This is a genomic window from Luteibacter sp. 9135, from assembly GCF_000745005.1.
Lineage (GTDB): Bacteria > Pseudomonadota > Gammaproteobacteria > Xanthomonadales > Rhodanobacteraceae > Luteibacter.
On the sequence record NZ_JQNB01000001.1, the window covers coordinates 492,591 to 505,871 of the forward strand.

Sequence of the window (13,281 nt, forward strand, 5' to 3'; positions counted from 1 at the left end):
TGTGGGGGACGAAAGGGAATGTGGGAAACCGTCGTGGCCGTCACCCGGGACGGCGCACGATGAGGAAAGCATGCCCAAGCCCGGACCGGCGCGCAACCGGGGTGACGCCGATGGCACCGCGCCACCCCGTCCCCCGCATGAAATCGATGTGAAGCCCCGCGCTGCGTTGGCGTCAGGACGACACGGCGTGGCGCTTGTCCACGATCATGTAGACGGATGCGGCGACCCCGACCAACGACACCAGCGCAACATAGTGCGCCGGGCCGATGCCGCCGGCCGCCCTGGCCAGGTAGCCCACGACCAGGGGCGTTACCGCTCCCGCGATCGCATAGGCCACGTTGTAGGACACGGAAATGCCCGAGAAACGGATCGGGGCGGGAAACGCCGCGACCAGCACGGCGGGCACGACGCCCGCCACCCCGGCGAAAGCCCCGGCCAGCGCATACAACGGATACAGGTGGGCGCCACCGGCCTGCAGGTCGAAATACAGCGCGTAGGTGCTTAGCATGAGGCCCACCGATGCGATGAGCATGGCGCGACCGCGGCCCAGCCAGTCCACCAGCAAGCCCCCACCGACACACCCCAGGCAAAGGGTGAACGCGCCGATGCTGCCGCCGGTGAACGCCCGCACGGCATCGACGTGGAACGCCGTCTGCATCAGCGTGGGCGTCATCAGGATGACCACCACGATGGCTGCCGTGAGTACCCAGGTGACGGCCATCGACAGCAGCACGCCCGGCAGATGGTCGCGCACCACGACCCACGCCGGCAGTTCCTCGGACAGCTGCCGACGCTCGCGCATGCGCGCGAACACCGGCGTCTCGCTGAGCCAGCGCCGCAAGTAGACCGCGATGAAACCGAACACCCCGCCCAGGATGAAGGCGATGCGCCAGCCATGGTCCATGAGCGCCTCGGGCGACATGTGCGCGTTGAGGTAGGCGGCCAGCAGCGAGCCCAGCAGGATGCCGAAGGTGAGTCCCGCGGAGAGGCTGGCCACGGCGAGGCCCTTGCGACGCGAAGGCACGTGCTCCGACACGAAAACCCAGGCACCGGGTACTTCGCCGCCGATGGCCACGCCCTGCACCACGCGCAGCAAGGTCAGCAGCACCGGCGCGAACAGGCCGATGCTGGCGTAGGTGGGCAGTACACCGATCAACAGTGTCGGCACCGCCATCAGGAACACGCTGAGCGTGAACATGCGCTTGCGCCCGACGCGATCGCCGAAGTGCGCCATGACGATGCCGCCCAGCGGGCGGGCAAGGTAGGCCACGGCGAACAGGCTGAAGGCCTGAAGCTGCGCCAGCCAGTCAGAGCCACCCGGCGGAAAGAACAGGTGGCCGAGGGTCTTCGCGAAGTACACGAAGATCACGAAGTCGTAGAACTCCAGCGCGCCGCCGAGCGCGGAAAGCACCAGTGTCTTCGCATCGCGGCGATCCAGGGGGCGCGCGTCGACGGTGTCATCGGGAAGGGTTGCACTCATGAGCAGTATTCGCCGGATACGGGGGAAACGAGTAACGCTGCGACGAAAGTCGCAGAAGACGGACGTCCAGACGCCTTGCGCCCAATATAGCTGCCATGTCTAGAATGCCGTCAAGCTTTCCAGGGAACCAACGATGCATCCACGCCGATGGCTACTCGCGGCGGCCCCGCTGACGGCGCTGTTTTTCGCCACCGCCTTGCACGCCACCGACTTCACGCTCGCCGATGGCCGGGTAAAGGGCACACTCAAGACCCGCATCGTGGCAGGTGCCGGCGTGCGCCTGAACGATCCGTCGAAGCACCTGATTGGCAAGGGCTTCCGGTCCGACGGCAAGCCCAAGGGCGGCGATGGCGCCGACACCGCCGATGACGGCAACCTCAACTACGGCAAGAACGATGTCTATGCCAGCCTGTTCAAGGTCACCAGCGCACTGGACCTGAAATACGAGAACATCGGCCTCGCCGCCAGCGCGCGAGCATGGTACGACTCCACGCTCGAACACCACGACGTGCCGCAGGGCAGCGGCGCCAGCGCGTTCGCCGCCGACCGGCCGCTTGCCGACCGCGGCTTGTCGAAGTCCAACCGCTTCTCCGGTTTCATGTGGCTCAACGCGTATGTGTACGGCCATTTCGCGCTGGACGACCAGGCGGCGCTCGACCTGCGACTGGGCAAGCAGACGGTGAAATGGGGCGAAGGCCTGTTCATGCAGGGCGTGAACCAGGTGAATCCCACCGACTACACCACGCTGCACCGGCCCGGGACGGATCCGGCCACCGAAGCGCAGCTGCCGGTCGAGATGCTCTGGGGCAAGCTGACCTTCGATCCGCACTGGAGCGTGGAAGCGTTCTACCAGTGGAAGTGGCGCCCCGCCGAACTGGACCCCTGCGGCACGTTCTTCTCCGGCACCGATCTGGGCGTGGACCCGGGCTGCGGCGGTATCGAGAGCAACGCCTATTACCCGATCAACGCCTACAGCCCGGGTGCCGGGCGGTGGCTTAGCGACGGCTACCAGTATGCGGTCGGGGGCGTGCTGCCCCGCGCGGACACGCGCGATGGCAGTGACCACGGCCAGTACGGCGCCACCCTGCGCTACACCTTCGATCACCCGGCAACCAACCTGGCCGTGTACTACATGCGTTACAACTCGCGCCTGCCGATCCTCGACGCCACGACGATCGATCCCACGCAGCAGAACAACGCCGTCGTGCCCCTGCTGCTGTCGGCCGGCGCACCATTGGCGGACGCCCAGCTGTCCGCACGGCTTTCCTCCATCCATGTCTTGTGGGATTACCCCGACGACATCCGTCTCTGGGGCGTTTCCGCCAGCACGCGCGTGGGCGCCTGGAAGATCGCGGGCGAAGCCAGCTACACGCAGGACCTGCCGGTGCAGATCAACACCGCCGACATGTTCGCCGCACTCACGCGCAGCGGTGGCCCCATCGGGGCACGCAACACGCGCCTGCCGCCGGGCGGCGTGCTCGCCGGCTCCGACCGCCACGACCGTACGCAGTTGCTGTTGAACACCACGCGCACCTTCACAGGGGTGCTGGGCGCGGCCAGCGGCAGCTTTGCCGCCGAGCTGGCCTACAGCCATACCGACCTGCCCAGCCTGACCGACGTGCGCTACGGGCGCGGCTTCCACTGGGGCTTTTCCAGCGAGGGCTACGGCGGCGCCTGTCCCGCTATCCAGAACCCCGCGGGCTGCCACGACGGCGGCTATTACACGCGGTCTGCCTGGGGCTATCGACTCAAGACCGCGCTGGCCTATCCCGTGGCGCACGGCTGGGTGGTGTCGCCCAGCCTGGGCATCGGCCAGGACGTGCATGGTTATTCGGTGGACGGCCAATTGGTGGGCGGCCGCAGGCAGGTCACCCTGGGGGTGGGAGCGACCCTGGACACCACCTGGTTCGCCAACCTTACCTACACGAACTATCTGGGGCATCCCACGTACGACACGCTGGCCGACCACGACTTCGCGACGCTGTCGATCGGTGCGACCTTCTGACCCGGACCTGGGGTGGGCTCAGGCCGTTTCAGTAGCCGGCGAGCCCGACACCTCGTCGAGGACCACCCGGAAACAGGTGCCGCCACCTTCCCGCGGAAGGATGCGGACTTCCGCGCGCAGCGCGTCCGCACTCTGCCGCACCAGCCACAGGCCCAGTCCCAAGCCTTCGGCTTGCGGGTCGGCCTGCCGGAACGCGGCGAACAGCTCCTCGACCTTGTCGGGCGCGATGCCGCAGCCGGTGTCCTCGACATCGATGATGACCTTGTCGTCGATGGCCCGCGCCACCATGCGTACCGTGCCGTCCTCGGGGGTGTATTTCACGGCGTTGGACAAGGCGTTGCCCAGCACCGTCTCCAGCAGCAGCCCATGCGCAAGCACCACCGCCGTGGTGGGCTCGATCGTCAGCGCCACGCGCTTGCGCTGCGCCGCCCGTCGCCACGTGGTGTCCAGCGCGTCGAAGACGTCTCCCAGCACCACCGGGGTCAACTCCACCGTGTCGCCGCCGGCATCCACGCGCGTGGCCGCCAGCAGGCGGTTCAGTTGCTGGTCCATGCCGAGCAGGTCGGCGCTGGCGCCGTCCAGTCGCGGGAGCTGGTCGTCGGGCACCGTGCCGCGTACCCGGGAGATCGCATAAAGCGCCGCACGCAGCGGCGCCTTCAGGTCGTGGCCGGCGGTCGCCACCAGGCGCGCGAGATGATCGCCACGACGCTCCGAGCGACGCAGCATGCGGCCCAGTTCCAGCTGGGTCATCACTTGCCGGGCCAGCCGTCGCAGCGTGTCGAGCTGGAAGTCGTCGAGCGTGCGCGGCTTCGTGTCCAGCACGCATACGGTGCCCAGCGGCAGGCCGTCCGCGGTCTTGAGAAGCGCGCCGGCGTAGAACCGGAGCCCCGGCTCGCCGGTGACCAACGGGTTGAAGGCGAACCGGCTATCCCGCGTGGTGTCGGGAACGACCAGCAGGTCGTGTTCGAGGATCGCGTGGGCGCACAGAGAGGTGTCCAGCGGGGTCTCGCGCACGCCCAGCCCGATCTCCGCCTTGAACCACTGCCGCTCGGCATCGATCAGGTTGACCACCGATATGGGCGCCTGGCACACGTAGGACGCGATCCGGACGATGTCCTCGAAAGGCCCTTCCTTCTCCGTATCGAGGATGCCGAACGACGACAGCGCCGCCAGGCGACGGGCTTCGGCCGCAGCGGGCAACTTGGGGGCGGGCGCGTGGGACATGGGCTTCTCCGGGACGCGTCATTCTGGCAGGTCGCCGCGTGGAAGCAACGTAGGCCACCGCTCGGGTTACGTTTTTCACGATTTCGTTCGCCTGGCTACCACGTGCCGTGAACACCGACGATTCCATACTGGCGCGTCGATCTTTCAGGAGCATCCGATGTCCGCAACCAACGCGCCCCCCACCGACCGCAAGGTCCGCTACGGCTTCGTCGCCCTGGGCGACATCACCCAGGAAGCCATGCTGCCCGGCGTGGGCCACACGGGTAACTCCGTCGTCACCGCGCTGGTCAGCAGCGACACGGCGAAGGCGGCCAAGGTGGCCGAGCGGTACGGCATCGGCAGCGTCTACAGCTACGACCAGTTCGACGAACTGCTCGCCTCCGGCAAGATCGACGCGTTGTACATCGCCACGCCCAACTGGCGGCATGCCGAGTTCGTCATTCCGGCGCTCAAGGCGGGCATCCATGTACTGGTGGAGAAGCCGCTGGAAGTCAGTAGCGAGGCCAGCCGCGAGATCCTGGCGACGGCGGCCGCATCCACCGCCAAGCTGATGGTGGCCTACCGGCTCCACTTCGAGCCATCCACGCTGTCGCTGATCGATCGTATCCGTTCGGGTGAACTGGGCCAGGTACACACCTTCAGCGCGACGTTCGCCCAGATGGTCGACCCGGAGAATCATCGTGCGACCAACGGCGCGAAGGCCGGCCCCGTATTCGACATGGCCCCCTACCCCATCAATGCCGCGCGCTACGTGTTCGATGCCGATCCGATCGAAGTGGTGTCGGCCGTGGGGCTGCGTCACCCCGACTCGGGCTTGGGCGACTTCGATCACACCGTGGCGGTGACACTCCGCTTCCCCGGCCATCGGGTAGCCTTGTTCTCGGTTTCCTATTACGGCCACGCCGTGGACGCGTTCTACGTGGCTGGCACCAAGGGCAGCGTCCACATGCGTCCCTGCTTCACCTACGGCAAGCCGCTGGAGCAGACGGTCAGCATCGGCGATACGCAGGACACGGTCAGCCCCCGGGTCACCGACCAGTTCGGCGGCGAGCTGAAATACTTTTCCGAATGCATCCTCGGCAACGAGGACCCTGAGCCCGACGGCCAGGAGGGCTTGATCGACGTGCTGATCGTCGAGGGCATCATGGATGCCCTGGCCAGCGGCAAGCCGCAGAAGCTCGACTTGCCTGCGCGCGAGCGCCGCATCGATACGCAGCGCCAGAAGATGACGCTGCCGAAGGTAGAGGCGCCCGCACCCGTGGACGCCGCCAAGCCCGCGAAGTAAGCGACCCTCAGCCCTCGAGCAGGTCCGCGACCGAGTCGAGGATTTCCGCCGGACGGAAGGGATAACGATTCACTTCCGCCCGGTCGGCGATGCCGCTGAGCACCAGCACCGTGTGCAGACCGGCCTCGATGCCGGCCACCACGTCGGTATCCATGCGATCGCCAATCATGCCCGTGTTGTGCGAGTGCGCGCCCAGCTTGTTCATGGCCGAGCGGAACATCATGGGGTTCGGCTTGCCGACGATGTAAGGCAGCCGACCCGTCGCCTTGGTGATGAGCGCCGCCACTGCACCGGTGGCCGGCAATGGCCCTTCGGCACTGGGGCTGGTCACGTCGGGATTGGTGGCGATGAAGCGGGCACCCGCGCCGATCAGGCGAATGGCCTTGGTGATCGCCTCGAACGAATACGTGCGCGTCTCGCCGAGCACCACGTAGTCGGGTGCCGTGTCGGTCATGATGAACCCGGCCTCGTGCAACGCCGTTGTAAGGCCCGCCTCACCGATGACGAACGCGGAGGCACCGGGAGACTGGGCTTTGAGAAAAGCGGCCGTCGCCAGCGCCGAGGTCCACAGCTGATCTTCCGGCACGTCGATGCCCGAGGTGCGCAACCGCGCGCTGAGGTCGCGCGGGGTGAAGATCGAATTGTTGGTCAGCACCAGGAACGGCTTGCCCTGGTCGCGCCATTGCCGGATCAGTTCCGGCGCGCCCGGCAGGGCCTTGTTCTCGTGCACCAGCACGCCGTCCATGTCGGTGAGCCAGCATTCGATGTCTTTGCGATCGGCCACGAAAGGCTCCTTCGAAGAGGTGAACGGTGACCCCGAAGCATACCGCGACGCACAAGGCAGCACGGCGTCAGCCGTCCGCCTCCGTTTCCCTGGAGGCGGGTGCCGTGCGCAGCACGATCCACCCGGCGAGCCCCGCCAGCAGCGAACCGGCGAGGATGCCCAGCTTCACTTCATCCTGGTAGTCGGGATGATCGGGGAACGCCAGCATGCCGATGAACAGGCTCATCGTGAAGCCGATGCCGCACAGCAAGGCGGTGCCGAACAGCTGCATGCGCGACGCCGCCCGCGGCATCCGCGCCCAGCCCAGCCGGATCGCCAGCCATGCCGCGCCGAACACACCCACCAGCTTGCCCACGAGCAACCCCAGCCCGACGCCCAGCGTGGTGGGCGCCAGCCACTGCGCCAGCCCCACGCCCGCGAAGGAAATGCCGGCGTTGGCAAAGCCGAACAGCGGCAGCACGGTGATCGGCACCAGTCGGTGCAAGGCATGCTCCAGGCGCAGCAGCGGCGAATGGGTGCAGTCGTCGTCCGAGGGGAGGCGCCCCTGGCGATCGGCCAGGGGAATGCACAGCGCCGTCGCCACACCGGCCAGCGTCGCGTGCACGCCCGACTTCAGCACGAGCACCCACAGCACCGCACCCACGAGCAGGTAGGGCCACAGGCGGGCGACGCCGAGGCGATTCATCAGCGCCATGAACACGACGGCCAGCACGGCAAGGCCGAGGTAGATCGTGGACAAACCCGGCGTGTAGAACACCGCGATGATGACCACCGCCCCCAGGTCGTCGATGATCGCCAGGGCGGCGAGGAAGGCTTTCAGCGAGGCCGGCACCCGACTGCCCAGCAAGGCGGCCACGCCGAGCGCAAAGGCGATGTCGGTGGCCGAGGGAATGGCCCAGCCGCGTATGGATTCGGCATTACTGCGATTGACCAGGAGGTAGATCGCCGCAGGCACGATCATCCCGCCCAGTGCCGCAAGCCCGGGCAGCACACGCAGCGGGTTGGAGGCCAGCTCGCCGTCGATGAACTCGCGCTTGATCTCCAGGCCCACCAGCAGGAAGAACACCGCCATCAGGCCGTCGTTGATCCAGTGCAGGGCACTCAGTGGCCCGACCATCGCATGCAACGCTGCGAAATAAGCCGGCGCCCAGGGCGAGTTGGCCACCGCCATGGCGAGCGCCGCCGACCCCATCAGCACCAGGCCACCCACGGCCGAGCCCGAAACGAAGTCGACCAGTCGCTGCAGCGGTCGCCAGATAAGTGTCTTGAGCAACGGACTCTCCTGTCCCCGAAAGTCCATGATGGTCACATCATGAGCTGTACGAGGCAAACCTGCGGCTTGCCGGATCGCCGCTGGCCGGTGCTGCGGCCGGCGAAATCACGGATCACTCGGCGAGCAGGCGCTTCTCGTGCCCGGCGAAATCCTTGCGGTATTTCTTCGCCAGGGACGTCTTCTGCGTGTCATTGAGGATCTTGCCGGCCAGCTGGAAGAAGATCTTCTCCTCTTCGCGCAGGTGGTCGTGCAGCTCTTCCGAGAGCTTCGCCAGGTTGGCCGTCCAGCTGCGACCCGCGTGGCTGCGTGTCTGCATCTCTTCGATCAGATCGTCCATCTTGTGGTGATCGGCCAGGGCGTCGCGCGACGAATGCAGCCCGCGATCGTCCATCAGCATGGGTACGTAGAGGTAGCGTTCCTCGGCCGCCTCGTGTGCCGCCAGTTCGATACGCAGGGCGGTGAACAACTCCACGCGGTGGGGGCCCGGCTCCGAGCGCTGCAGCTTGCGCACGAGGGATCGCTGGGTCGCGTGGCTTTCGCGCAACGCTTCGAAGATGGTTTCGGACATGGCGGACCCTGGCGGCAGCTGAGGAATGAGACCGCGCGATCATCGTCCACGCCGTGTGGATGATTCGTCAGCCGGAAAAAACGGATCTAACCGGACGCCTGGTCCAGCACGCGCGATCCGGTGATGATCATCCGCAGCATCTTGGCGATCTGCTCGATCACCTGCGGATCGCGCTCGGGCGGCTGGTCCATGGCGATCGCGCCCATGGCGAAGACCAGCCGAGTGATCGCCTTGGACACCAGTGCCGGCTCGTGCAGGGTGGCGCGTTCCGCGGCGGCGAGGCGGATGAGATCGACCCGTAACTCGTCCTCGAAGTACATCAGCTCGCGCTCGACCGCCTGCTTGAAGGCGTCCGAGCCCACCGCACCCTCGCGCAGCAGGACATGCAACAGCTTGTCGTCGGCGCGCAGCTGCTCCATGAACGTCTCGACCGAGACGCGGATGACGCTGCGGTCGGTAGACGTGGCGCGTTCGCGCGCCGAGCCGATGATGGTGCGCAGCGACCGACCGGCCAGGTCGATGAGCGCGATGGCCAGTTCGTCCATGTCACGGAACTGACGATAAAAACTGTTCGGGGCGATGCCCGCCTCGCGGGCCACCTCGCGCAGGCTGACCGTGGAGAGGCTGCGGTTGGGGCCGATCAGCTTCAGCGCGGCGGCCAGGAGGTCCTCACGGGCGATGCCGACCTTGCGTGGCAGTGTCGGGTTGGCCAGGGACGGGGTGAGGATGATGGATGTCATGAGGCGGCGGTGGCGGGCAAGGCCCGATCATACTCCTCCCTGCCACTGCACAACTGTATAGACATTCGTAAACATGGGCGTATAGTGAACGCATGAACGCCCTCCCCGTTCCGAAGCCACCCCGTCTGCAGCGCGCCGTTCGGCGTGCCGTGTCCCCCGCGCTGTTCGACTTCTGGGCCACCCGGTTCAATCCGCTGTGGACCCTCGAACAGCCCATGGCGCGCCTGCTCTCGCGTACGCCGGCCGGCCGGGACGCCGTGACCCTGGTGCTGCGACCCAATCGTCACTGGCGCGGCATGCTGCCGGGTCAGCACGTCAACGTGGGCGTGGAGATCGAAGGTCGTCGGCTGGTTCGTAGCTACAGCCCCACCCCCCTGGACGACGGCACACTGGCCATCACGGTCAAGGCCATGCCGGGCGGCCTAGTCAGCGGGCACCTGGCAAGCAAGGCACGAATCGGCGACGTGGTCACGCTCGGCCAGGCATTCGGCGAGATGACCCTTGCCGCCCCGCGCGACGACCTGCTCCTGCTGGCTGCCGGCAGCGGCATCACGCCGATGCGCGCGCTGGTCCGTTCGCTGGCCGCGCAGGGTATGCCGGTCAAGGTCGACCTGATGTACTGGGCCCGGCAGCGCGACGAACTCTGCTTCGTCGACGAGTTGCAGGCCCTGGCCGCCGCGCACCCTCGCCTGCGGGTACGCACCCTGCTGACGCGCGACGAAAGCCACCCCGACGAGCGCATCGACGCCATCACGCTGACCTCGGTGGACGACCTGGCCTCGCGCCGCGTGCTGGCCTGCGGCCCCGGCGGCTTCGTCCAGGCTGCCCGCGCGCGCCTGGAAGGCGGCGTGGCGCGATTCGATGCCGAGGCGTTCAGCGCACCGGCCCTGGTGGACGGCGAAGAAGGCGAGGTCCAGGTCCTCTTGGCGCGCAGCGGTCGTACCCTCACCCTCGCCCGCGGCCAGTCGCTGCTGGAAGGCCTGGAAGCACAGGGCCTTCGCCCGGCGCACGGCTGCCGCATGGGCATCTGCAACACCTGCGTCTGTGGACGCGAGTCAGGCACGGTACGGCACACGCTGACCGGCGCACACAACGGTGAACCGTCGACCCAGGTACGCCTGTGCGTCAGCGCGCCGAGCACCGATCTGGTCCTGGACCTCTAAGGAAATCACATGGCCCGTATCACCAACCGCATTCTTTCCGCTGCCGAGCTGCAGTCGTTCGGCGACGAACTGGACGCCCTGCGCGCACGCGTCACGGCCGATGTCGGCGCACGCGATGCACGCTATATCCGCCGCATCGTGGCCGCCGTGCGCTGGACCGGCGTCGCCGGCCGCGCACTGCTTTTCCTCGGTGCCTTCGTGCACGCCGTGCTGGTACCCGCGTGGATACTGGGCGTGCTGTGCCTGGGTGCGTCGAAGATCCTGGAAAACATGGAACTCGGCCATAACGTGATGCACGGCCAGTACGACTGGATGGGCGACCCGAAGCTCAACGGCAAGACCTACGAATGGGACATCGTCGCCACCGGCGATGCCTGGCGCAAGACGCACAACTTCCAGCACCACACGTACACCAACGTGCGCGGCATGGACGACGACATCGGTTATGGCCTGCTGCGCATCTTCCCGGAACAGCGCTGGCGCCCGTTCTACCTGATGCAGCCGTTCATCGCAGTGGTCTTCATGCTGCTGTTCCAGTGGGGCGTGGCGATCCAGGACCTGCGCGTGGGCCGCTGGTTCGCCGGCAAGATGAAGGGCGCCGAACTGCGCCGTGCATTCCGTCCGGTCGGCCGCAAGATGGGCCGTCAGTTGCTGAAGGATTACCTGGTGTTCCCGCTGTTGGCCGGCCCGTTCTTCCTGCCGGTGCTGCTGGGCAACATGGTGGCCAACGGCATGCGCAACGTGTGGACCTTCGTCATCATCTTCTGCGGCCACTTCACTGCCGATGCGGAAGTGTTCCCGAAGGAAACCATCCGCAACGAAACCCGAGGCCACTGGTACCTGCGCCAGCTGCGCGGTTCGTCGAACATCGCCGGCGGTAAGCTGCTCAACGTGATGTCGGGCAACCTCAGCCACCAGATCGAGCATCACTTCTTCCCCGACCTGCCGGCCAACCGTTACGCGGCCATGGCGGTGGAAGTGAAGCAGATCTGCGCGCGTTACGGCCAGCACTACAACACCGGCTCGCTGCCGAAGCAATTCGGGCAGGTGATCTGGCGCATCGTGCGGCACGCGTTCCCGAGCCGGGCCCGCGCGGTGCGCATGCCGGAAGCGGCCATGCAGGGCGGCTGAGGCCACGAAAAAAGGGCGGCGCGTCGACCATCGACGCGCCGCCCTTTTTCATGCGTGCCTACCCAGCCGGATCAGTGCTTCGGCTTCTTCGGCAACGCCGTCACGGAGTCCGCGTCCTTGCCGAGGCTATCGGCTTCGATCACCGCGCCGTGCGGCGTATCCAGCCAGCGGCCTTCCACGCCGATACCCCGGCCGACCACGAGATGCTTCGACAGCGCATCGGCGGCATGCGGCGGGATGCGTACGATCACGCCATCGTCCAGCAGCACGCCGTGCACGTTGCCCTTGGGGCCGTGCAGCAACCGCTCCACGGTGCCCTCGTACGACCAGCGCGAACCGTCATCGGCCACTTTCGGCTTGTCGTGTCCCTTGCCGGGACCCTCGTCCATGATGCGCTTGCCACGGGGCGGGTCGATGGCGACGGCCACCACGAGATCGACGTCACGCAGCGCCACGCCACGCACCTCGATGGTCGCGCCGCGCTTGATGGCTTTCTCGATCGCGGTGGAAAGATGCGGCGGCGTGTGCACCTCCATGCCGTCATCGAGCAACAGGCCGTCGATGAGACCGTGACCGTTGATGATGAAACGGTCGAGGGCGCCACGGATCACCGGCAGGCGATCGGGGTCGAGATGATGCATGGGTATCTCCAGTAAAAAAGAAAGCAGGACGGCCGCCCTGAAACGGGCGGCCGTGTAACGCGGTGATCGGCTTAGCGGACGGGCGGCGGAACCATGCCCACCGTGTTGGACGGACCCGGCACCGTCTGCGGGGGCGCCGGAGGGGCGGGCGGCGGCGGGAGCTGACCCGGCTGCGGCGGCTGCACCAGCGGCTGTTCGGTGCCGGGGGAGGCGCCGATCGCCGTGGCCTGTATGGCCCTGCCGAACGGGGACTCCACACCGAAACCCTTCGCGCTCAGGCGCGCGCCCGGTTGCAGCAAGGGATTGTCCACCGCGGCCGGCGGCGGGACCCGCACGATCGGGCCGCTATCGAGGACCACGCCGTTGACCTCGCCCATGGGCCCCAGCAGCGCCTGGGTCACGCGACCCTGAGCGTCCATCGGCTGGAGGGCCGGCGGGACCGGGGGTGCGGGCGGAACGGCGGGCGGCGTATCGACCAGCTTGTCGCCATTGGGCAGGCCGAGCGACGCGGCGCGGATCAGTGGCAACGTACCGACTCGGAAACCGTCTATGTCGAGACGGTCGCCCGTCCTGGCCTTGGCGGTAAGCGACGCGCCGAGGGTCGGCGGGAAATCGACCTGCGTGTGGTCGGCAAGCAGCACGCCGTCCACTTCGCCGTTCGGGTTGACCAGGAAACGGGCAATGCGACCGCTCAGCTGCACGCTGCGCTGGGACGATGTCATCGGCGGCGGGGGCGGCGGTGGAAGCGGTGCTGCCTGGTCCGGTGCCGGCGGCTGGGCCTGGGCTACCGAGGCGGACCGGGGTGCTGCGAGCGACGGCGCGACGGTGGCAGCGGCGGCCGTCATGCCGCCGCAAGCGGCGAGGATGGCAAAGGAAAGAACGCGAGTTTTCATGTTCGACTCCGAGGTGCGGTGGGGAGGCCGCATCAAGGTCGATGCATGCGCCGTGCCAACCCTCTGGACGCCGTATGGCGCCGCTGTGCGCATC

Annotated in this window: 12 protein-coding genes; 4 read left to right on the forward strand and 8 right to left on the reverse strand. The window is 67.3% G+C overall.

Going from position 1 to position 13,281, the window contains the following annotated elements; all coding sequences use genetic code 11:
• Window positions 1-172 precede the first annotated feature (172 nt).
• On the reverse strand, window positions 173-1,480 hold the full coding sequence (locus tag FA89_RS02195; RefSeq protein WP_036137766.1) for an MFS transporter: 1,308 nt from the start codon (window positions 1,478-1,480) through the stop codon (window positions 173-175).
• Window positions 1,481-1,613: 133 nt separating this feature from the next.
• Between FA89_RS02195 and FA89_RS02200 the strand changes: the two genes are divergently transcribed.
• Window positions 1,614-3,485, forward strand: a complete 1,872-nt coding sequence (locus tag FA89_RS02200; RefSeq protein ID WP_036137768.1) for a DUF1302 domain-containing protein — start codon at window positions 1,614-1,616, stop codon at window positions 3,483-3,485.
• 18 nt (window positions 3,486-3,503) lie between these two features.
• Here the strand turns inward: FA89_RS02200 and FA89_RS02205 are convergent, their stop codons facing one another.
• Window positions 3,504-4,709: a GAF domain-containing sensor histidine kinase gene (locus FA89_RS02205; RefSeq protein WP_051938468.1), complete on the reverse strand. Its 1,206-nt coding sequence runs from the start codon at window positions 4,707-4,709 to the stop codon at window positions 3,504-3,506.
• Window positions 4,710-4,866: 157 nt separating this feature from the next.
• Here FA89_RS02205 and FA89_RS02210 point away from each other — a divergent pair, with 157 nt between their 5' ends.
• Window positions 4,867-5,994 (forward strand): Gfo/Idh/MocA family protein, encoded by a 1,128-nt coding sequence (locus FA89_RS02210; RefSeq protein ID WP_036137770.1) that lies wholly within the window; start codon window positions 4,867-4,869, stop codon window positions 5,992-5,994.
• Window positions 5,995-6,001: 7 nt separating this feature from the next.
• Here FA89_RS02210 and FA89_RS02215 read toward each other — a convergent pair whose 3' ends face one another.
• From FA89_RS02215 to fabR, 4 genes are all read right to left on the reverse strand, one after another.
• The gene (locus FA89_RS02215; RefSeq protein WP_036137774.1) at window positions 6,002-6,778 is read right to left on the reverse strand and encodes an HAD-IIA family hydrolase; all 777 of its coding nucleotides are present in this window, start codon (window positions 6,776-6,778) and stop codon (window positions 6,002-6,004) included.
• A gap of 67 nt (window positions 6,779-6,845) precedes the next feature.
• On the reverse strand, window positions 6,846-8,051 hold the full coding sequence (gene nhaA, locus FA89_RS02220) for a Na+/H+ antiporter NhaA (RefSeq protein WP_240003836.1): 1,206 nt from the start codon (window positions 8,049-8,051) through the stop codon (window positions 6,846-6,848).
• A gap of 112 nt (window positions 8,052-8,163) precedes the next feature.
• Window positions 8,164-8,619 (reverse strand): hemerythrin domain-containing protein, encoded by a 456-nt coding sequence (locus tag FA89_RS02225; protein ID WP_036137776.1) that lies wholly within the window; start codon window positions 8,617-8,619, stop codon window positions 8,164-8,166.
• A gap of 86 nt (window positions 8,620-8,705) precedes the next feature.
• Complete coding sequence (fabR, locus tag FA89_RS02230; protein WP_036137778.1) at window positions 8,706-9,359, reverse strand: HTH-type transcriptional repressor FabR; 654 nt, start codon at window positions 9,357-9,359, stop codon at window positions 8,706-8,708.
• 92 nt (window positions 9,360-9,451) lie between these two features.
• Here fabR and FA89_RS02235 point away from each other — a divergent pair, with 92 nt between their 5' ends.
• Together FA89_RS02235 and FA89_RS02240 are read left to right on the forward strand one after the other, a co-directional pair.
• On the forward strand, window positions 9,452-10,522 hold the full coding sequence (locus FA89_RS02235) for a ferredoxin reductase (RefSeq protein ID WP_036137780.1): 1,071 nt from the start codon (window positions 9,452-9,454) through the stop codon (window positions 10,520-10,522).
• A gap of 9 nt (window positions 10,523-10,531) precedes the next feature.
• On the forward strand, window positions 10,532-11,653 hold the full coding sequence (locus FA89_RS02240; RefSeq protein WP_036137782.1) for a fatty acid desaturase family protein: 1,122 nt from the start codon (window positions 10,532-10,534) through the stop codon (window positions 11,651-11,653).
• Between the two features lie 71 nt (window positions 11,654-11,724).
• Here the strand turns inward: FA89_RS02240 and FA89_RS02245 are convergent, their stop codons facing one another.
• Together FA89_RS02245 and FA89_RS02250 are read right to left on the reverse strand one after the other, a co-directional pair.
• Entirely contained in the window at window positions 11,725-12,294 is a 570-nt protein-coding gene (locus tag FA89_RS02245) for a hypothetical protein (RefSeq protein WP_036137785.1), read from the reverse strand.
• 71 nt (window positions 12,295-12,365) lie between these two features.
• Window positions 12,366-13,187, reverse strand: coding sequence for a hypothetical protein (locus tag FA89_RS02250; RefSeq protein WP_185754199.1), 822 nt, complete (start codon window positions 13,185-13,187; stop codon window positions 12,366-12,368).
• Between the last annotated feature and the right edge of the window lie 94 nt (window positions 13,188-13,281).